A 21253-nucleotide genomic window follows, 5' to 3' on the forward strand; every position below is an offset into this window, starting at 1 on the left:
GCCGGACGATCCGGTTCGCGATGCGACGCCCCGCCACGCGCGACGCGCCGACGATACTGTTCGGCGCATTCGACCGACACAATTTCGGTGATCTGCTGTTCCCGCACGTCGTCGCGCGCATGCTCGACTGCCGGGAACTGTATTTCGCCGGTCTGGCCACGCGTGATCTGCGCGAATACGGCGGCCATCGTGTCGAGCGGTTCGACCGGATCGCGGCGGCTTTGCGCGAGCGTGCGCCGAACGTCGTCCACGTCGGCGGCGAATTGCTGACCTGTCGCGCGTGGGAAGCGGCCGTCATGCTGGCGCGCGCCGATGAAGTCGAGCGCCGCATCGCGTGCGCCGACACGTGGCGGCACAATGGGCCCGCGTATGCACTCGCGGACGCGCATGCGCGGTTCGGCGCGGCGTCGCTGGCGCCATACGTGCTGTCGCGGCAGGCCTATCCCGATGCGCGGATCCATCGCGTTGCGTTCAACGCCGTCGGCGGCGTCGAGCTCGACGCATGCGAACCGGCGCTTCGCAACGAAGTGCTGGCTGCGCTCGCGGCGGCGGACGACGTCAGCGTGCGCGACCGATACACGCAGTCGCAGTTGATATCGGCGGGCATCCGGGCCCGGCTCGTGCCCGATCCGGCCGTCATGACACGCGCGCTGTTCGGCGCACGGATCCGCCGCCATGCTGACGCCCGCGTGATGCGGGAGGTGCGTCACGCGTTTCCGGCCGGCTACGCGGCGGTGCAGTTCAGCGCCGATTTCGGCGACGACGCAACGCTCGACGTCATCGCGCGCCAACTCGACCGGATAGCGGCATCGGCCCGACTCGGCGTGGTGCTGTTCCGTGCCGGCGCGGCACCGTGGCATGACGATCTGGCCTGCTACCAGCGGATCGCCGCGCGGATGCGGCGTGCGTCGGTCAGGCTCTTTCCATCGCTGAATCTGTGGGACATCTGCGCATTGATCGCATCGAGCCGCGTCTATTGCGGCAGCAGCCTGCATGGCAGAATCGTCGCGATGGCATTCGCGCGACCGCGCGTGAACGTCCGTCATCCGTCTCACGGCACGCGGACGACGAAGCTGACCGCGTGTGCGGCGACGTGGGACGCGCCATGCGTGCCGGCCGTCGTCGGCGTGGACGACATCGCCGATGCGATCGACGAGACGCTTCGCGCCGATGCGGCGATGCTGCGGAGCAACGCGACGGAGCTGGCCAACCTGTACCGGGCGGGATTCGCGCCATTGCGCGACTTGTGTTCGCGCGGCGGGCGATGGCACACTCGGTGAGCGCGCATCGCCGATCAATCGGAGCGGTACGGGAGCGGTACGCGGCACGCACGCCGGCCGCGAAGTTCGACGGGGTTTTCCCAAAACGGCGCCGAGGAGACTAAATGGCACACGGAAGGCTCAGGGGATCGATGCTGGCCGCGACCGCATGCATGGCGGCCGCAATGGCGTTCGCGACAGCAGGCGCGTTCGCCGAGGACGCGCCGTCCGGCCGCGCGATCGCCACACAGGGCACGGCCAATGGCGTACCCGCTTGCGTCGGCTGTCACGGCGCGCAAGGTCAGGGCAACACGGCGGCGGGCTTTCCCCGGCTCGCCGGAGTCGGCGCCGACTACCTGAGCGCGCAGCTCGCCGCGTTCGCCGATGGCCGGCGGCAGAACAGCGTGATGCAACCCATCGCCAGGAACCTGTCGCCCGACGAACGGACGTCGGTGTCGACGTATTTCAGCGGCCTGCCGTCGCCTTCGACTGTCGGTGGGGGCGACGCGGCCGAGCCGTCGCCGTCGGACACGGGCGCCTGGCTGGCCGTGCGCGGCCGCTGGGGCCAAGGGCTGCCGGCGTGCGCGCAATGCCACGGACCCGGCGGCACCGGCGTCGGCGGCCTGTTTCCGCCGCTGGCCGGGCAGCCCGCTGCGTACATCGAAGCTCAGCTTCATGACTGGAAAGACGGCAAGCGTCCGCCCGGCGCGCTCGCGTTGATGTCCGTCATCGCCAGCAAGCTCTCCGACGCGGACATGGCGGCCGTCGCGAAGCACTACGCCCAGCAAACGGGCGCCGACACCAGCGCGGGCAAATAGGGGAAGCGGACATGAGGCGAGCGTTCAAGCACATCCGGATCGCGATGCTGGTGGCCTGCGGCCTGGCATGGAGCGTCGTTGGCCACGCTGCCGGGCCGGGGAACGGCGAAACGACGGGCGAAGCGACGGGCGAAACGACGACATCCGCACCGGCGAACGGCGGCGACAGCCAGCCATTCGCGCCGCCTGCCGAAGCGGCGATGCCCGGTGGCGAGTTCGGCAAGTCGGTCAAGCTCGGCGAGCAGATCTTCCGCCGCACGGGACAGTTCGCGGGCAAGTTCGTCGGCAATACGCTGACCTGTGAAAACTGCCATCTCGATGCGGGCAGAAAGGCCGACTCGAGCCCGCTTTGGGCGGCTTATGTTTCCTATCCGGCGTATCGCAGCAAGAACGGCCATGTGAATACGCTCGCCGAGCGGATGCAGGGGTGCTTTCGCTACAGCATGAACGGCAAGGCGCCGCCGCTCGGCGATCCGGTTCTGGTTGCGCTGGAGAGTTATGCGTACTGGCTTGCCACGGGCGCGCCCGTGGGCAGGAAGGTCGAGGGACGCGGTTATCCGAAGCTGCCGGCGCCGGCGCTGAAAGCCGACTACGCGCGTGGCGAGCAGGTTTACGCGCAGCATTGCGCGTTATGCCACGGCGCCGATGGGCAGGGGCAGGGCAGTCATGGTCAGACGGTGTTTCCGCCGCTGTGGGGGCCGCACTCGTTCAACTGGGGCGCGGGCATGCACGAAATTCAGAATGCCGCGGGATTCATCAAGGCCAACATGCCGCTCGCGCTCGGCGGCACCCTGACCGACCAGCAGGCGTGGGACGTGGCGACGTTCATGGACAGCCACGAAAGACCGCAGGATCCGCGCTTCAACGGCTCGGTCGAGCAGACGCGGGCGAAGTATCACGACACGCCGTGGTCGATGTATGGGCTGACCGTGAACGGTCGTACGCTCGGGAGTCAGTGAGTCGCGTTCCGGCGATTCGCCCGGGCACGCGCGGCAACGCGGAGCGCAGGCTCGCCGATCACCGTATCGGCGCGCTCGACCTCTGCCGATACTCGCTCGGCGATTCCCCGGTCCATTGCCTGAACGCGCGGGCGAACGTCTTTTCGCTCGAGAAGCCGATCGACAGCGCAATCTGCTTGATCGGTTGCGCGGTGCGGGACAGTTGTTCGAGCGCCTGCTCGCGTCGCACCGCATCCTTCAGCGCCTGCAGCGACGTTCCCTCTTCTTCCAGTTGCCGATGCAGCGTGCGTACCGACACGTTCAGCGCATTGGCCAGCGACGGCGCCGTGTGCTGCTCGTTCGGGCGCGCGGTCATCAGCGCGCGTGCGCGACTGGCCAGCAGGCGGTCGCGCCGATACTGCAGCACGATCAGCGGCAGCGCGTTCTGCAGCATCGTGCGCAGCGCGCGTTCGTCCCGGCGGGGCGGCAACGTCAGATACTGCGCCGAGAAGCGCATCCGCGCGCGGTCCCGTGCGAAGTGCACCGGCCCGGGGAACAGCAGCGAATGGACGCTGCCGTGCGGCGGCCGGGGGAACGGGAAATCCACTTCGGTCAGCGGAATGCGGGAATCGACGAGCCAGCACGCGTAACCGTGCACGTTGCGCAAGCTGGTGACGAGGCAAAACTCGCGCAGCGCGCCGAGGCGGCGCCTTTCCTCGATCTCCAGGGTCGCGACGTCGCCGTCGATCGTCAGGGTCGGCAGGATGTCCTCGGTCAGCAGCCGATGGTGCCGGCACCAGCGTTTCAGCGCGACGCCGAGATTCGGCGAAGTCAGCGACGCACGGGACAGCAGGCCATAGCTGCCCCACGGCAGCCGCCGGGAGAACCAGCCCAGCGCCTCGTCGTCGAGCTGCTGCATCGCAACCCGGCACAGCGCCTCGAATTGCGAGGCGGTGACGCGGGCGTCGGGTTCACTCAGTAACGCTGGCGCAATTTGCGCCGCGCGCAGCGCGTCGGACGGATCGGCACCGTATTTCCTGTAGCCGAGCAGCACCGCGTTCACGAAGGCGATCGGCGTCACCGCGCGATCGATTCGTGGAGAACGTCGGGAGAATGCATCGGGCATGGCGCTGTCGAATGTCGCGCAGATTGGCACGATAGGCTACCACAACGACACCATATGCGATGCGCGTCTCCGTAAGCTGACATCCATCGATCGTCCTTATCCGAAGTGACATCAGGAGACAAGCCATGCGTCAAGCGTCCGGTTCGCCGCTGGGCATCGAACCGCGAGACAACCTGTCCCACGTGCGGGGCTCCACCGAATCCCCGTTGTCGACAGCCACCATCGCCGAACTGCTCGCCGATACCGCCTCCCGCTTCGCCGACCGGCCGGCCGTCGTGTTCCGCGAGCAGAACGTGCGCTGGACCTGGGCGCAGTTCAATGCGGAAGTCGACCGCTTCGCCGCCGGGCTCGCGTCCCTCGGCCTGCTGCCCGGCGACCGGCTCGGCATCTGGTCGCCTAATCGCGTCGAGTGGCTCGTCACGCAGTTCGCGACCGCGCGCATCGGCGTGATCCTGGTCAACATCAATCCGGCCTATCGCCTGCACGAACTCGAATACGCGCTCAATGCGTCGGGCTGCCGCGCGATCGTGTCCGCGGAGCGCCTGCGTGCGTCGCAATATCTGGACATGCTGCAGACGCTGGCGCCGGAACTCGCGCAGTGCGAGCCCGGCAAGCTGGTTTCCGCGCGCCTGCCGGCGCTCGAATTCGTCATACGGATGGGCGGCGGGCGCACGCCCGGCATGCTCGGCTATGACGAGGTGGTGTCTCGCGGCACGGCCGCGCTGGACGTGCCATTGCTCGACAGCCTCACCGCATCGCTCGACTGCCACGACCCGATCAACATCCAGTTCACCAGCGGCACGACCGGCAACCCGAAGGGCGCGACGCTGACGCACCACAACGTCGTCAACAACGCGCGCTTCGTCGCGCAGGCGATGCGCTTCGACGAGCGCGACGCGCTGTGCGTGCCGGTGCCGCTTTATCACTGTTTCGGCATGGTCATGTCGGTGCTGGCCTGCACGGCAACCGGCGCGAAGATGGTGTTCCCCGGCGAGGTATTCGACCCGTCGGCCACGCTCGCGGCGGTGTCGGACGAGCAGTGCACCGCGCTGCACGGCGTGCCGACGATGTTCATCGCCGAGCTCGACGTGCCCGAATTCGCGCAGTACGACCTGTCGACGTTACGTACCGGCATCATGGCCGGCGCGCCGTGCCCGATCGAGACGATGAAGCGCGTCGTGTCGCAGATGCACATGAGCGAGGTGACGATCGCGTACGGGATGACGGAAACCTCCCCGGTGTCGTTCCAGAGCGGCACCGACGATCCGCTCGACAGGCGCGTGACCACGGTCGGCCGCGTGCAGCCGCATCTGGAAGTGAAGCTGGTCGATCTCGACGGCAACGTGGTGCTGGTCGGCGAGACCGGCGAGCTCTACACGAAGGGCTATTCGGTGATGCTCGGCTACTGGGGCGACGAGCCGCGCACGCGGGAAGCGGTGAGCGACGGCTGGATGCGCACCGGCGACCTGGCGACGCTCGACGCGGACGGCTATTGCAATATCGTCGGCCGGGTCAAGGACATGCTGATTCGCGGTGGCGAGAACGTGTACCCGCGCGAGATCGAGGAGTTCCTGTTCCGCCACCCGAAGGTGCAGGCGGTGCAGGTGTTCGGCGTGCCCGACCCGAAGTACGGCGAGGAAATCTGCGCGTGGATCATCCTGAAGGCGGGCGAGCAGGCCACCGAGGACGAGATCCGCGACTTCTGTCGGGGGCAGATCGCGCACTACAAGATTCCGCGCTACGTCCGCTTCGTCGACGACATGCCGATGACGATCACCGGCAAGGTTCAGAAGTTCGCGATGCGCGATCGCATGATCGAGGAACTCCGGCTCGTGCAGGACCGTACCGGCAGACGCTGAGTTGAACTATCCATTCCAGGCACCAAGGAGCGAACCATGCAGGTTCTGAATACGCAGGTCAACCCGAGATCCGCCGAGTTCCGGGCCAATGCCGACGCGATGCGCACGTTGGTCGCCGATCTGCGCGCGAAGGCCGCCGAGGCCGAGCAGGGCGGCGGCTCCGCAGCTCGCGACAAGCATGTCGCGCGCGGCAAGCTGCTGCCGCGCGAGCGTGTCGCGCAACTGCTCGATCCGGGCACGCCGTTCCTCGAGATCGGCCAGCTCGCCGCGCACGGCATGTACGACGGCGATGCGCCGAGCGCCGGCGTGATCGCCGGCATCGGCCGCGTGCAGGGCATCGACTGCATGATCGTCGCGAACGATGCGACGGTGAAGGGCGGCACCTATTACCCGATGACGGTCAAGAAGCACTTGCGCGCGCAGGAAATCGCGCAGCAGAATCACCTGCCGTGCATCTACCTCGTCGACTCGGGCGGCGCGTTCCTGCCGAAGCAGGACGACGTGTTCCCGGATCGGGATCACTTCGGGCGCATCTTCTACAACCAGGCGAACCTGAGCGCGATGGGCATCCCGCAGATCGCGGTCGTGATGGGCTCGTGCACCGCGGGCGGCGCGTACGTGCCGGCGATGAGCGACGAGACGGTGATCGTGCGCAACCAGGGCACGATTTTTCTCGGCGGCCCGCCGCTCGTGAAGGCGGCGACCGGCGAGATCGTCAGCGCCGAGGATCTCGGCGGCGGCGACGTGCATGCGCGCGTGTCCGGCGTGGCCGACCACCTGGCCGAGAACGACGCGCATGCGCTGTTCATCGCGCGCCGCATCGTCGCGAACTTCAACCGCAACAGGCCGTCGACGGTGGCGCTCGAATCCAGCGAGGAGCCGCTGTACGATCCGCAGGAGATCTACGGCGTGATTCCGCAGGACACGCGCAAGCCGTACGACGTGCGCGAGGTCATCGCGCGCGTCGTCGACGGCTCGCGCTTCGACGAGTTCAAGGCGCGCTACGGCACGACGCTCGTCACCGGCTTCGCGCGGCTGTACGGGATGCCCGTCGGGATCGTCGCGAACAACGGGATCCTGTTCGGCGAATCGGCGGTGAAGGGCGCGCATTTCATCGAGCTCTGCTCGCAGCGCGGCATCCCGCTCGTGTTCCTGCAGAACATCACCGGCTTCATGGTCGGCCGCAAGTACGAGAACGAAGGGATCGCGAAGCACGGCGCGAAGATGGTGACGGCGGTCGCGACCACGCAGGTGCCGAAGATCACGATGCTGATCGGCGGCAGCTTCGGCGCGGGCAACTACGGGATGTGCGGGCGCGCGTACTCGCCGCGTTTCCTGTGGATGTGGCCGAACGCGCGTATCAGCGTGATGGGCGGCGAGCAGGCCGCCGGCGTGCTCGCGACGGTGCGGCGGGAAGGCATCGAGGCGAAGGGCGCGCAGTGGAGCGCGGAAGACGAGGAGGCGTTCAAGGCGCCGATTCGTCAGCAGTACGAGACGCAGGGCCATCCTTACTACGCGACCGCGCGGCTGTGGGACGACGGTGTGGTCGATCCCGCGCAGGCGCGCCGCGTGCTCGGCCTGTCGCTGTCGGCGTCGCTGAATGCGCCGATCCTGCCGACGAAGTTCGGCATTTTCCGGATGTGAGGCCGCGATGCGCAACCAGACCCCGACGATCGGGCGGCGCGGCCCGGCGGCGCGCATGCACGCGCGCGCCGCGCACAACGCCTGAAGGAGACCCTACATGTTCAAGAAAATTCTGATCGCGAACCGCGGCGAGATCGCGTGCCGCGTGATCAAGACCGCGCGCGCGATGGGCATCGCGACGGTCGCGGTGTATTCGGACGCGGACGCGAACGCGCGGCACGTGCGGATGGCCGACGAAGCAGTGCGGATCGGCCCGCCGGCGGCCGCGGAGTCGTACCTCGTCGCCGAGCGCATCCTGGCAGTCGCGAAGCAAACCGGTGCCGAAGCGATCCATCCGGGCTACGGTTTTCTGTCGGAGAACGACGCGTTCGCCGAGGCCTGCGCGCGCGAAGGGATCGTGTTCATCGGCCCGCCCGCGTCGGCGATTCGCGCGATGGGGCTGAAGTCGGCGTCGAAGGCGCTGATGGAGCAGGCGAACGTGCCGCTGACGCCCGGCTATCACGGCGACAATCAGGATCCCGCGTTTCTGGCCGAACAGGCCGCGAAGATCGGCTATCCGGTGCTGATCAAGGCGAGCGCCGGCGGCGGCGGCAAGGGCATGCGGCGCGTCGACGCCGCCGCCGACTTCGAGGCCGCGCTCGCGTCGTGCAAGCGCGAGGCGCGCAACGCGTTCGGCGACGACGACGTGCTCGTCGAGAAATACATCCTGCAGCCGCGCCACATCGAGATCCAGGTGTTCGGCGATACGCACGGCAATTGCGTGTATCTGTTCGAGCGCGACTGCTCGGTGCAGCGCCGGCACCAGAAGGTGCTCGAGGAAGCGCCCGCGCCCGGCATGACGCCCGAGCGCCGTGCGGCGATGGGCAAGGCCGCGGTCGATGCGGCGAAGGCGGTCGGCTATGTCGGCGCGGGGACGGTCGAATTCATCGCGACGCAGGACGGCCAGTTCTACTTCATGGAGATGAACACGCGGCTGCAGGTCGAGCATCCGGTGACGGAGATGATCACCGGGCTCGATCTGGTCGAGTGGCAGTTGCGCGTCGCGAGCGGCGAGCCGCTGCCGCTCGGCCAGGAGCAGCTCGAGATCAACGGTCACGCGATGGAAGCGCGGATCTACGCGGAAGATCCGGACCGCGGCTTCCTGCCGTCCACCGGCCGGCTGGTGTATCTGTCGCCGCCGCCGGAAACCGACGACGTGCGCGTCGACACCGGCGTCGAGCAGGGCGACGAGATCTCGCCGCACTACGACCCGATGATCGCGAAGCTGATCGTGCGCGGCGCGGACCGCCGGCAGGCGCTCGACCGGATGCGGCAGGCGCTCGCGCAGTACCGGGTCGTCGGCGTGTCGAACAACGTGGACTTCCTCGCGCGCCTCGTCGCGGTGCCGTCGTTCGCGAACGCGCAGCTCGACACCGGCCTGATCGAGCGCGAGCACACGCTGCTGTTTCCGCCCGCCGGCGACGTGCCGGCGGAAGTCTGGCTGCTCGCGGCGCTCGCCGAGCTGCTGCGCGAGCGGCGTCTGGCCGAGAAGAGGGCTGCGCGATCGGCGGAGCCGGATTCGCCGTGGCATCGGCTCGACGGCTGGCGCCTGAACGGCCTCGCCGGGCGCCGGCTGGTCTTCCGCGCGGGCGAGGCGACGCAAGAGGTCGGCGTCGAGGTCGTGTCCGGCGGCGGGTACCGGCTGACGGTCGGCGCGCAGCCGGTCGTCGTGCGCGGATCGCTCGGCGCGGACAGCGAATTGCACGCGCTGCTCGGCGAGCGGCGGCTGCGCGCGGCGGTCGTCGCGAGCAACGAGCGCCGGCACGTGTTCTTCGAAGGGCGGGCGTGGCCGCTCGCGGTCGTCGACACGCTGCACGTCGGCGGCGAGGGCGACGAAGTGGCGGGCGGGCTACGCGCGCCGATGCCGGGCAAGGTGATCGCGCTGGCGGTCGAGCCCGGCACGCGGGTCGAGAAGGGCGCGCCGCTGCTCGTGCTCGAGGCGATGAAGATGGAGCACACGATCAGCGCGCCGCGCAACGGCGTGGTCAAGGCGTTCCGGTTCGCGCCCGGCGATCAGGTGTCCGATGGCGCGGAGTTGCTGGATTTCGAAGGAGACGCGTGATGGAACAGGTGCGTATCGTTGAAGTGGGGCCGCGCGACGGGCTGCAGAACGAGAAGCGGAACGTCGCGACCGAGATCAAGCTGGAGCTGATCGAACGCCTGGCCGCGGCGGGGCTGCGCGATATCGAGGCCACGTCGTTCGTGTCGCCGAAGTGGGTGCCGCAGATGGCGGATCAGGCCGACGTGATGCGGGGGCTGCGGCGCCGGCCGGGCGTCAACTATCCGGTGCTGACGCCGAACCTGAAGGGCTTCGAGGCCGCCGTGGCCGAAGGCGCGACCGAGGTGGCCGTGTTCGCGGCCGCGTCGGAAGGGTTCTCGCAGAAGAACATCAACTGCTCGATCGACGAATCGATCGACCGCTTCGTTCCGGTGCTGGACGCCGCGAAGCGTCAGGGCATCAAGGTTCGCGGCTATGTGTCCTGCGTGGTGGCCTGTCCGTACGACGGCGCGATCGCGCCGCAACAGGTCGCCCATGTGGCCGCGCGCCTTTACGCGCTCGGCTGCTACGAGGTGTCGCTCGGCGATACGATCGGCGTCGGCACGCCGGGCTCGGTGCTGCCGATGCTCGAGGCGGTCGCGGCGAAGGTGCCGGTCGGCGCGCTGGCCGGGCATTACCACGATACCTACGGGATGGCGGCAGCCAACATCCACGCATCGTACGCATTCGGGCTGCGGGTGTTCGACAGCTCGGTCGCGGGGCTGGGCGGCTGCCCGTACGCGAAGGGCGCGACCGGCAACGTCGCGACCGAGGACGTCGTGTACCTGCTGCACGGGCTGGGCGCCAGCACTGGCGTCGATCTGGACGCGCTGGTGGATTGCGGCGCGTGGATCTCGGCGCAACTCGGCCGCGACAACGGATCGCGAGTCGGCCGGGCCGTGCTGGCCAAGCGCGCGTGATGCGCGGACACGCGTCAATCATTCCCTGCTCCGCCCTTGGGGCGGCCCGGCGGAGGCTGAGATGAAACGACCCCCACGCTCACTGCGTTCGCTGCCCCCCGAGGGGGCGGTCAGCCTCCTTGGGGCGGCCCGGCGGAGGCTGACATGCTGATCGAGCACCTGAACCGGCAATTGCGTGAGCGCGCCGAGCAGTCGCTGACGCGGCAGCGGCGCACGACCCTGTCGCCGTGCGGGCCGCACGCGCGCGTGAGGCATGAAGGCGTCGAGCGATCGGTGCTCGCGTTCTGCAGCAACGACTACCTCGGCCTCGCGAATCACCCGGCGCTGGTCGCCGCGCTCGCCGAAGGGGCTGGCCGATGGGGCGTCGGCAGCGGTGCGTCGCATCTGGTCAGCGGACACGGCGAGCCGCACGACGCGCTGGAGTCGGATCTCGCCGGCTGGCTCGCGCCATCGATACCGGGGGCGAAGGCGCTATTCTTCGGCACCGGCTACCTGGCCAATCTGGCACTGCTGACCGCGCTGGGCGATGCGCGGGCCACGCTGTTCGCCGACAAGCTCAATCACGCGTCGCTGATCGACGGCGGGCTGCTCGCGCGCGCCGACATGCAGCGTTATCCGCATGGCCGGCTGGACGTGCTGGAGGGCCAGCTGCAGCGCTGCACGACCCCGATCCGGCTGATCGTCACCGACGCGGTGTTCAGCATGGACGGCGATCTGGCCGATCTGCCCGCGTTGCTCGATCTGGCCGAGCGCCACGACGCGTGGCTGATCGTCGACGATGCGCATGGATTCGGCGTGCTCGGCCCGCAGGGTCGCGGCTCGCTCGCGCACTTCGGCCTGCGCAGCGAACGGCTGATCTACATGGGCACGCTCGGCAAGGCGGCCGGCGTGGCCGGCGCGTTCGTGGCCGCGCATCCGACGATCGCGGAGTGGTTGCTGCAGGTCGCGCGCAGCTACATCTACACGACGGCCGTGCCGTCCGCGATCGCGCATGCGCTGCGGGCGAGCCTCGAACTCATTGCGGGCGACGAGGGCGCACGCCGGCGCGCGTCGCTGCAACAGCGCATCCGTCAACTGAGAGCGGGGCTGGCCGACTTGATCGCCCGGCGCCCGTCGCTCGGCTGGCGCCTGCCCGAATCCGCGACCGCGATCCAGCCGCTGATCGTCGGCGACAACGAACGAGCGCTGTCGTTGTCCGCCGCGCTGGAGGCCGAAGGTCTGTGGGTGCCGGCGATCCGCCCGCCGACGGTGCCGCTCGGCACCGCGCGCTTGCGCATCACGCTCAGCGCGGCCCATGCCGAAGGCGATGTCGAGCGTCTGCTCGCCGCGCTTCGGGCCGCATCATGAACCTCGCGCCCGCGCCCGCTGTCGCGGCGACCGCCGCGTATCCCGATGCCGTTGCCTTGCAGATCGTTCCTGGCCGGCGTTTCTTCTCTGGAGCTACTGCATGAGCACCGTTGCCACCATTCCGCTGTCCGCCCTGAAGAAGCCGGCTGCGCGGCCGGATGCGCGATGGCGCGTCGACGACGTCGAAGCGCTGTTCGCGTTGCCGCTGATGGACCTGCTGCATCGCGCGCAGCAGGTCCACCGCGAGCATTTCGATCCGAACGAGATCCAGCTGTCGACGCTGCTGTCGATCAAGACCGGCGGTTGCGCGGAGGACTGCGGCTACTGCCCGCAATCGGCGCACTTCGACACCGACGTGAAAGCCGGCAGGCTGATGCCGGTGACGGAAGTCGTCGAGGCCGCGCAGGCGGCGAAGGACCAGGGCGCGACGCGCTTCTGCATGGGCGCCGCATGGCGCAGCCCGAAACCGAGGGACATGGAGGCCGTGACCGAGATGGTGCGGCAGGTGAAGGCGCTGGGGCTGGAAACCTGCATGACGCTCGGCATGCTCGACGCGGAGCAGGCCGACGCGTTGAAAGACGCGGGGCTCGACTACTACAACCACAATCTCGACACGTCCCCCGAATACTATGGCCGCATCATCAGCACCCGGACCTACCAGGATCGCCTCGATACGCTGGGCCACGTGCGCGACGCCGGCATCAACGTGTGCTCCGGTGGCATCGTCGGGATGGGGGAAGGGCGCACGCATCGGGCGGGCCTGATCGCGCAGCTCGCGAATCTCGACCCGCACCCGGAGTCGGTGCCGATCAACAATCTGGTGCAGGTCGAAGGCACGCCGCTCGCCGGCACCGAGCCGCTCGATCCGTTCGAGTTCGTGCGGACCATCGCGGTCGCACGGATCACGATGCCGGGTGCGATGGTGCGCCTGTCGGCGGGGCGCGAGCAGATGGACGATGCGTTGCAGGCGTTGTGCTTCATGGCGGGCGCGAACTCGATTTTCTATGGCGACAGGCTGCTGACCACGAGCAATCCGCAGGCGACGCGGGATCGCGCGCTGTTCGATCGGCTGGGCCTGCGGGTTGCGCGTGAAGGTGCACGTGAAGGTGCGCGATGAGCGCGCTGCCGCTGCCGGCCGCGCCCACGTTGGCCGCCGGACGCCGGATGATCGACGATGGCTTTCTCGACGATCCGTATCCGGCGTACGCCGCGTTGCGCGAGGCCGGGCCGATTCACTGGAGCGACGAGTTCTTCGACGGCGCATGGCTGCTGACGCGGCATGAGGACGTCGAGGCGATACTGCGCGACCCGCGCTTCTCGGCGCGCCGGACCGGCGGCTGGGTGATGAACAGCGGCGAAGGCGCGCGTGGCGAGCTGAAGGGGTTCCAGCAACTGTTCGGTCGCGCGATGCTGTTCATGGACGAACCCGACCATTCGCGCCTGCGCCGTTTGATGCACGCGGGCTTTCGGCCCGACGCGCTGCGCGCGTTGCGTCCGTATGTCGAGGCGCTGGTCGACGAGATGCTGGAGAGCGTCGACGCGCGCCGCGGCTTCGACTTCATGCGGCAGATCGCGCGGCCGCTGCCGGCGCGGGTGATCGCGAAGCTGATGGGCATCGCCGGCGACGGCGACGATCGTTTCATCGACTGGTCGGACGATCTCGCCGCATTCATCGGCGCGCCGCGGCCGACGCTGGAGCAGGCGAGGCGCGCGCAGGTCAGCCTGCTCGGGATGAGCCGCTACTTCGAGCGCTGCATCGCGAGCGGCGCGGCCGGGGACGGCCTGGTCGGCAGTCTGGCGCGCGCCGCGCGCGACGGGACGATAGCCGACGATGCCGAGCTGCTCGCGCAGTGCGCGATGCTGCTCTTCGCCGGGCACGAGACGACGCGCAATCTGCTGGGCAATGGCCTGTACCACCTGCTGGCGCAGCCCGGGCTTCGCGACGCGCTGCAGCGCGAGCCGGACCGGCTGACGGGCGCGGTGCGCGAGCTGCTGCGCTTCGACAGCCCGGTCCAGTACACCGGACGGCGCGTCGCGACCGATCTGGTCCTGCACGGGCAGCCGCTGCGCAGAGGGGAGCTGGTGCTCGGGATCATCGGCGCGGCGAATCGGGATCCGCGTCGCTACGCGGATCCCGACCGGCTCGACATCGGGCGCCGCGCGTTCGCGCCGCTGTCGTTCGGCAGCGGGCCGCACGTTTGCATCGGCGCCGCGCTGACGATGATGGAAGCCGAGATCGTGTTCGGCACGCTGATGCGCCGCTGGCCCGAACTGGTGCTGTCGGCGCCCCGGCCGCGATGGAATCGCAACCCGGTCTATCGCGGGCTACAGACGCTCAACGTGCATGTGCCGGGCGGCATCGGAACGGTCTAGCGAGTCCGTATCTTCACCCGCACGCCGCATCCCGTCCTCATACGTGACCAGACTGCGTTGCGGATTCGCGATCCGGATCCCGCGCTTGCGGAACGTATCGGCGATCCGCCGGTTGAATTCGCGCTGCACGCCCCAGCGCGTCGAGTCCGTGCACTGCATCTGCCCGGCCAGCACGATCGCCGCGCCGTCGACCTGGTCGACACCCCAGTAGCTGAAATCGGACAGGATGCCGTCGTGGAACTTCGGATCGTCGCGCAAGGCGGCGCCGATCTCCTTGAGCGTCGCGACCGCGCGATCGATGTCCTCGCCATACGCGACGGCGACCTTGACGGCCGCGTTGCCGAGCCCGCGATTCGTGTTGTTGACGGTCGTCACCGAGCTGAACGGCACCGTGTGCAGCGAGCCGTCACCGGCCCGCAGCCGCACCGTGCGGATCGACAGATATTCGACCGTGCCCGACACGCCGGCGAGCGTGACCCAGTCGCCGACCTGCAGCGCGTTCTCCATCAGCAGGAAGATCCCGGTGATGAAATCCTGCACGAGCTTCTGCGAGCCGAAGCCGAGCGCGACGCCGAAGATGCTGGCGCCCGCGAGGAGCGGGCCGATGTTCACGCCGATCTCGCTCAGGCCCGTCATCCCGACGACGAGCGCGATGCTCACGAAGAGCAGCGAGCGCAGCATCGGCAGCAGCGTGCGCAGCCGCGCCGCACGCATCAGGTCGCCGTGGCTCGTCCATTGCTGGAGGCGCCGCTCGATCGAGATGTTCGCCACTTCCCACACGACGAGCGCGACGACGGCGGCGATCGCGACCGTTGCCAGCGCCGACGCGAGCCGGTGGCCGATCGAACCGGATTCGAATGCGCGGAACACCGGTACGCCCCAGATCTGCAGCAGCAGCACGATCGTCACGATGCCGACGACGACTGATACCACTCGCCGCAGCATCGGGTAATAGCGGCTTGCGTGACTACGGACGAGCGTGCGGTCGTCGCCGTTGCGCTGGAACAGGCGCGCGAGCGCGCCGAACACGACGATCGACGCGATCCGCATCCCGATCATCACGGCGATCGAGCGGCCGCCGAGCGTGATCAGCACGCGGTAGCCGTTGTGAACGTCGAGTGCCCAGACGAACCACAGCGCCATCACGACGAATATCGACACGGGTGCCCACGCGTCCGCGAGTGCGTTGCCGATCATCGCGAACGACGGCCGGCCCGCGCAATACGCGCGGATTCGCGCGGCGACCGGGCGGCTGCACTGCAGGATCAGCGCCGCGACCAGCAGGTGGCCGACGAGCGCGACCGCCTTCAGCAGCGCGACGTGCCCCGCGTCGGTGAGGCCGAAGTTCGCGGCGATCTCGACGGCGGCCGTGCAGCCGCCGACGATGATCACGAAACGGCCGATCCAGCGCTGCGCGAAGCCTGCCCATTCGTTGCTGATGTGCAGCAACCGCAATTGCGGCGCATCCGGCTGGAAGAACAGCCGGCCGACGATGGTGGCCACGCGGCAGACGACATAGATGTCGATCAGCGATTCGATCGCGGCTTCGGCCGGCGTGCCGTCGGCGGCGAACAGCGACGTCGTCAGGCTTGCGGCGCCGACGAACCCGACAACCGGCACCGCGCGCACCAGCAGGCTGACGATCGCGCGCGGCATCCGGTGCAGCAGCGTGCGATGGAGCAGCGCGTGGCCGCGTCGTCGCGACCACGCGTGCACGAAGCCGGCGGAATCCGGCGGCGGCGAGGTGTCGATGCCGGCCGGGTCCGGATCGTCGTCGGGCGCTGCGTTGCCGTCGGCGGCGGAGGCGTCGGAGTTGGCGTCGGAGTCGGAGTCGGAGTCGGAGTTGGAGTTGGAGTTGGAGTCGGTGTCGGTGTCGGTGCCGGTGCCGGTGCCGTCGGCCGACGGGCCGGGTGCGCGTCGCGAGGCGCCGGCGCGGCGCGCGGCGAGCGCGTCCAGCGCGCGCCGCAGCAGCCGCCTCGCGAGCCATTCGACGACGAGCGCGGGCACCAGCGCGGCGACGATGATCCAGATCGCGTGCGCGAGACTGGCGCGCGCGTCTGCGCGGCCCAGCGTGTCGCGCCACCAGATGCCGACCGAGCCGACGTCGAGCAGCGAGTGCAGCGATTCGTGCAGTGCGCTGCCGATTTCCGTCGCCCAGCGCGATCCCTGGTGGACGAGCACCGACGCGAGCCCGTTCGACGTGAGCGCGGTCGGCCCGGCGGCCGCCGATGCGGTGCTGGCGGCGGCCGCCGCGCTGGCCGGTATCGATGGCGTGCTCAGCGCACCGACGGCGGCGATCGCGCGAAACGTGGTTTCGACTTGCGCGCGATCGCGGGGATTCTCGAGCACGGCGAGCGCCTGTTGCGCCTGCTGGGGCGTCAGTGCGGGCGTGGTGCCGGAGGCGGCCGATGCGCCGGCCGGTGTGGGGGTGGCCGCATGGGCGGCCGTGATGACGATGGAGAGGAGCCAGCCGAGAAGAATGTGTCGCATGGATTGACAGGCAGGCGCGCGCCGGGGCGGTGGCGCGGCGAGCGCAGCGATGAACGAATGTTAACTTGATCGTGGCTGGAACCGAATAGTTCCGTATCGGCGGATTTGAAAAATCGAACGCGCGACTGGATGCCATTGCGTTCATGCATCGGCGCGGTTCGTCGGTTTGACGACCATTCGACCGCAAATTGAGAAGTAATGCTAAATAAATGAGCCGAGCCGAGACGCTTCGGCGTCAACGCGCATGCCCGTCGCGATTGCCCGGCATCTCGGGGCGCGCGGCGACGGGCTGAGTCGGCCCCGGATGCTCCTGCGTCGCCACGATCCGCAACCCGTCGCGCGCGCGTGACAGCGCGTCGCCATCGTATTCCGCCGCATACACGACGTACGCGGAATGCGAGAACGCCGGTGCGCCGCGCACCGGGAACAGCTCGCCTCGCGCGACGAAAGGGGCGACCGTGCCGGCCCGAAAGTACCCGGCGCCGCCCACGGTCAGCAGATAAGTCAGCGCCAGCGGCCCAAGCGAAATGGTGACCGGCGGATTCGGATGATCCGGAAACGCGGCCTGATGGTTCGCGCCGAAATTGGGCCCCCAGTCGACGTACACGTACTGCCCCGGATCGAGGCGGCCGTCGACGAGGCTGGTCACCATCACGAGCTTTTCTTCGAGCAGCAGTTCGCAGACCAGGCCGGGCCGCTGAGGCGGGTTATAGAGCAGCGCGAGATCGAGCGAGCCGTCTTCGACGCGATCGAGCAGGCGTGCGGGCGCATCGACGTCCGCGCGCAGCGCGACTTCCGGGCACACGTGATGCATCCACACGAGCCAGTCGGCGAGCAACGGATGCCAGATGCTCGGCTCCGCGCCGACGCTGATCCCGTCTTCTCTGCCCGGCGGCAGCGCGACGTGCTGGCGCGCGCGTTCCCAGCCCTGCACGAGGCGCGTCGCGTGGCGCACGAAGCGCTCGCCGGCCGGCGTCAATCGCGCGCCGGCCTTGTTGCGGACGAAAAGCGGCCGCCCAAGCTGCTGCTCGAGCGCGCGCACGCGGGCGCCGACCGCGGTCTGCGTCACGTGCAGGCGCTCGGCCGCGGCGACGAAGCTGCCGCTCGAGGCGATCTCCAGGAAAGTGCGGGCGAGGTCGATGTCCATCGGATAAAAGCAATTTTATTGCGGTCATCGAAAATAATAATTCATTTGCTTGTATTCAAGCCGGAACGCAGGATGGAGGGCGTCAAGAATCCGGAGTTCGACCGATGCCAAGCTCATTGCCCGATGTCCATGCGCTGTCTCCCACGCCGCTGTGCGAATTGCTCGGCTGCCGGTATCCGCTGGTGCTCGCGGGCATGGGCGGCGTGGCCCGCTCCGAGCTCGTGGCGGCGGTGACCGCCGCCGGCGGATTCGGTTTTCTCGGCATGGTGCGCGAGCCGCTCGAGCTGATTCGCGACGAAGTCGCGCGCGTGCGGCGGCGCAGCGACCGGCGCTTCGGCGTCAACCTGATCCCGGCGGCGACCGACGCGGCATTCCTGCGGCAGCAGATCGACCTGTGCATCGAGCTGCGCGTGCCGGTGGTCGGCCTGTTCTGGGACGTGATGCCCGACGTGATCGCGCGGCTGCGCGCGGCCGGCATCGTCGTGGTCTGTCAGGTCGGCTCGGTGGCCGACGCGCGGCAGGCGCAGGCGGCCGGCGCCGACGCGCTGATCGCGCAGGGCGTGGAAGCCGGCGGCCACGTCCGCGGCCGGCAGCCGCTCGCCGAGCTGCTCGCCGACGTGCTGCCGATCGCAACCGTGCCGGTCGCGGCGGCGGGCGGCATCGGCGACGGCCGGGACGTCGCGCGGGTGCTCGCGCAGGGCGCGCAGGCCGCGGTGCTCGGCACCGTGCTGATCGCGACGCGCGAATCGTTCGCGCACGACTACCACAAGCGGCGTCTGGTGGCGGCGCAGGCGTCCGACACCGTGCTGACCGAAGCCTTCCACATCAACTGGCCGCCGCATGCGGCGGTGCGGGTGCTCGCGAACAGCGTGACGCGGGGCGAGCACGGCGACCCGTTCGCCGGCGGCCGGACCGTGATCGGCGACGAAGCCGGCCGGCCGATCTATCTGTTCAGCACCGATTCGCCGCTGCGCTCGATGACCGGCGACTACGAGGCGATGGCGCTTTACGCGGGGCTGGGTGTCGATCGCGTCGTGTCGGTGGAGCCCGCCGCGACGCGCGTCGCGCGCATCGTCGCCGAGGCGGCGGCCCAGCTGCACGGGGCGGCCGTCGCATCGGTGGACGTGGCCGCACCGGCCGGCGATGCCGCCGGGTCCGAACACGACCGGCGCGCGTCGATCCTCGCGCGCCTCGACGAGCTGCTGGAAGCCGAGCGCGCGGGTGCCCGCGTGACGCTGGAAAGCGCGGGCCACGCGCAGGACGCCGCGCTGCGCGGCCTGATCGAATCGATCCACCGCGACGAGGTGAAGTGGTGCGCGATGCTGTCCCGCGCGATCCGCGGCCTCGACGGCACGCCGAGCACACGCACCGGCGCGTTCTACACGAAGGCGATGGCGATCGACGTTCTGAACGAGCGCCTCGCGTTTCTCAACCGCGGTCAGGGATGGGTGGCGAGGAAGGTGCGCGAGCTGCTGCCGCTCGTCGGCGATGCCGAGATCCGGCAGAACCTGACCGAGATGCTGGTTGCGCACGAAGAGAATCTCGACAAGGTCAACGTGCTGCTCGACGCCCCGCGCTGACGCACCGGACCGTCGTCCCGATTCGATCGCGCGATTTCACGATGTTGCAATGGAGAAACTTATGTTGACGCAGAAGACGAAGGACATCGTCAAGGCCACGGCGCCGGTGCTGGCGCAGCACGGCTATCCGATCATCCAGTGTTTTTACAAGCGGCTGTTCGACGCTCACCCCGAATTGAAGAACGTGTTCAACATGTCTCATCAGGAGCAGGGGCAGCAGCAACAGGCGCTCGCGCGCGCGGTGTACGCGTATGCGGAAAACATCGAGGATCCGGGCAGCCTGATGGCCGTGCTGAAGAACATCGCGAACAAGCACGCGAGCCTCGGTGTGAAGCCGGAGCACTATCCGATCGTCGGCGAACATCTGCTGGCCGCGATCAAGGAGGTGCTCGGCGGCGCGGCGACGGACGAGATCATATCCGCATGGGCGCAGGCGTACGGGAATCTCGCGGACGCGCTGATGGGCCTCGAAGGCGGGCTGTATGAAAGCGCGGCCGCGCAGTCGGGCGGCTGGAACGGCTGGCGCGCGTTCCGCGTGCGCGACAAGCGCGCGGAGAGCGACGTGATCACGTCCTTCGTGCTGGAGCCCGCCGACGGCGGCCCGGTGATGAACTTCGAGCCGGGGCAGTACATCAGCATCGCGGTCGACGTGCCGGCGCTGGGCTTGCAGCAGATTCGCCAGTACAGCCTGTCCGACATGCCGAACGGGCGCAGCTATCGCATTTCGGTGAAGCGCGAGAGCGGCGGCGCGTTTCCGCCCGGATACGTATCGTGCCTGCTGCACGACCACGTCGACGTCGGTGACGAAGTCAGGCTGGCTGCGCCGTTCGGCACGTTCCACATCGACGTCGACGCGAAGACGCCGCTCGTGCTGATCAGCGGCGGCGTCGGGCTGACGCCGATGATCAGCATGCTGAAGCAGGCGATCCAGGATCCGGAGCGGCAGGTGGTGTTCGTGCACGGCGCGCGAAACAGCGGCGTGCATGCGATGCGCGACCGTCTGCGCGAAGCGGCGAAGACACACGACAATTTCGATCTGGTCGTGTTCTACGACAACCCGCTGCCACAGGACGTGCTGGGGCGCGACTACGATTACGCGGGTTTCGTCGACGTCCACGCGATCCAGGCCGACGTGCTGCGCGACGATGCCGATTACTACATCTGCGGCCCGATCCCGTTCATGCGGATCCAGCACGATGCGCTCAAGGCGCTCGGCGTTCGCGAAGCCCGTATCCACTACGAAGTTTTCGGCCCCGACCTGTTCGCCGAATGATCCGGACGACGCGCCCCGGAGGCTCCTCCGGGGCGTGCGCCGTGTCCCCGTTGCACCACCCCCTGTTTCAGTTCTGAAACATCCGCCGTCCGCGGCCATTGCAGATCCGACCCGTCGTTCGACGATGCCCCGCCGGGCCTGGCTTTCCGGCCGATGGTACGTTCCTTGCGGATATCGGATGGCCACCGGCTCAAGCCTTGCCGAAATCGATGCGGCGGGCGGGCGCGGATGGGGAAGTCGCACTTCAATCGGGGACAAGAGAATGAAAAACGACCATGCCGCAACGTTTCACGTTGCAAAGATGAATCGCCGGCCACCGGCGCACACGTCAACCCTGCGAGAAGTGACCTGATCACGTTCCGCATCGATATCCATCCGCCAGTCAACCTCAGCTCGCTTGGG

General features: G+C 68.7%; 15 protein-coding genes. 12 read left to right on the top strand and 3 right to left on the bottom strand.

Going from position 1 to position 21253, the window contains the following annotated elements; genetic code table 11:
* Positions 1 to 20 precede the first annotated feature (20 nt).
* The 3 genes from HZI36_RS00930 (at position 21) to HZI36_RS00940 (ending at position 3036) form a co-directional block, all read left to right on the top strand.
* A complete protein-coding gene (locus HZI36_RS00930; RefSeq protein WP_179400730.1) occupies positions 21 to 1280 on the top strand; it encodes a polysaccharide pyruvyl transferase family protein in 1260 nt (419 codons plus the stop codon).
* A gap of 131 nt (positions 1281 to 1411) precedes the next feature.
* Positions 1412 to 2077 carry a c-type cytochrome gene (locus tag HZI36_RS00935; protein WP_246326920.1) on the top strand — a complete coding sequence of 222 codons (666 nt, stop codon included), beginning with the start codon at positions 1412 to 1414 and terminating at the stop codon, positions 2075 to 2077.
* Between the two features lie 11 nt (positions 2078 to 2088).
* Positions 2089 to 3036 carry a c-type cytochrome gene (locus tag HZI36_RS00940; protein ID WP_246326921.1) on the top strand — a complete coding sequence of 316 codons (948 nt, stop codon included), beginning with the start codon at positions 2089 to 2091 and terminating at the stop codon, positions 3034 to 3036.
* Positions 3037 to 3094: 58 nt separating this feature from the next.
* On the opposite strand, the gene HZI36_RS00945 is transcribed toward HZI36_RS00940, so the two are convergent.
* Positions 3095 to 4141 (bottom strand): AraC family transcriptional regulator, encoded by a 1047-nt coding sequence (locus tag HZI36_RS00945; protein ID WP_179400732.1) that lies wholly within the window; start codon positions 4139 to 4141, stop codon positions 3095 to 3097.
* Positions 4142 to 4266: 125 nt separating this feature from the next.
* On the opposite strand from HZI36_RS00945, the gene HZI36_RS00950 reads away from it, so the two are divergent.
* The 7 genes from HZI36_RS00950 to HZI36_RS00980 all read left to right on the top strand — a co-directional run bounded on the left by HZI36_RS00950 (position 4267) and on the right by HZI36_RS00980 (position 14361).
* Entirely contained in the window at positions 4267 to 6000 is a 1734-nt protein-coding gene (locus HZI36_RS00950) for an AMP-binding protein (RefSeq protein ID WP_179400733.1), read from the top strand.
* A 36-nt stretch (positions 6001 to 6036) separates the two neighbouring features.
* A complete protein-coding gene (locus tag HZI36_RS00955; protein WP_179400734.1) occupies positions 6037 to 7644 on the top strand; it encodes a carboxyl transferase domain-containing protein in 1608 nt (535 codons plus the stop codon).
* 97 nt (positions 7645 to 7741) lie between these two features.
* On the top strand, positions 7742 to 9745 hold the full coding sequence (locus HZI36_RS00960; RefSeq protein ID WP_179400735.1) for an acetyl/propionyl/methylcrotonyl-CoA carboxylase subunit alpha: 2004 nt from the start codon (positions 7742 to 7744) through the stop codon (positions 9743 to 9745).
* Complete coding sequence (locus tag HZI36_RS00965) at positions 9745 to 10641, top strand: hydroxymethylglutaryl-CoA lyase (protein WP_179400736.1); 897 nt, start codon at positions 9745 to 9747, stop codon at positions 10639 to 10641. The genes HZI36_RS00960 and HZI36_RS00965 overlap by 1 nt, the downstream gene beginning before the upstream one ends.
* A gap of 144 nt (positions 10642 to 10785) precedes the next feature.
* A complete protein-coding gene (gene bioF, locus HZI36_RS00970; RefSeq protein ID WP_179400737.1) occupies positions 10786 to 11988 on the top strand; it encodes an 8-amino-7-oxononanoate synthase in 1203 nt (400 codons plus the stop codon).
* A 100-nt stretch (positions 11989 to 12088) separates the two neighbouring features.
* Positions 12089 to 13105 (top strand): biotin synthase BioB, encoded by a 1017-nt coding sequence (gene bioB, locus HZI36_RS00975; protein ID WP_179400738.1) that lies wholly within the window; start codon positions 12089 to 12091, stop codon positions 13103 to 13105.
* Entirely contained in the window at positions 13102 to 14361 is a 1260-nt protein-coding gene (locus HZI36_RS00980) for a cytochrome P450 (RefSeq protein WP_179400739.1), read from the top strand. Before bioB ends, HZI36_RS00980 begins: the two co-directional genes overlap by 4 nt.
* Here HZI36_RS00980 and HZI36_RS00985 read toward each other — a convergent pair.
* Together HZI36_RS00985 and HZI36_RS00990 are read right to left on the bottom strand one after the other, a co-directional pair.
* A complete protein-coding gene (locus HZI36_RS00985) occupies positions 14314 to 16851 on the bottom strand; it encodes a mechanosensitive ion channel domain-containing protein (RefSeq protein ID WP_179400740.1) in 2538 nt (845 codons plus the stop codon). The genes HZI36_RS00980 and HZI36_RS00985 overlap by 48 nt on opposite strands.
* Positions 16852 to 17086: 235 nt before the next feature.
* Positions 17087 to 17998: a LysR family transcriptional regulator gene (locus HZI36_RS00990; RefSeq protein WP_179400741.1), complete on the bottom strand. Its 912-nt coding sequence runs from the start codon at positions 17996 to 17998 to the stop codon at positions 17087 to 17089.
* A 104-nt stretch (positions 17999 to 18102) separates the two neighbouring features.
* On the opposite strand from HZI36_RS00990, the gene HZI36_RS00995 reads away from it, so the two are divergent.
* Complete coding sequence (locus tag HZI36_RS00995) at positions 18103 to 19578, top strand: nitronate monooxygenase (protein ID WP_179400742.1); 1476 nt, start codon at positions 18103 to 18105, stop codon at positions 19576 to 19578.
* A 61-nt stretch (positions 19579 to 19639) separates the two neighbouring features.
* The gene (gene hmpA / locus HZI36_RS01000) at positions 19640 to 20851 is read left to right on the top strand and encodes an NO-inducible flavohemoprotein (protein ID WP_179400743.1); all 1212 of its coding nucleotides are present in this window, start codon (positions 19640 to 19642) and stop codon (positions 20849 to 20851) included.
* Positions 20852 to 21253: the final 402 nt, after the last annotated feature.

Source organism: Burkholderia guangdongensis (assembly GCF_013403875.1).
GTDB classification, from domain to species: domain Bacteria; phylum Pseudomonadota; class Gammaproteobacteria; order Burkholderiales; family Burkholderiaceae; genus Burkholderia; species Burkholderia guangdongensis.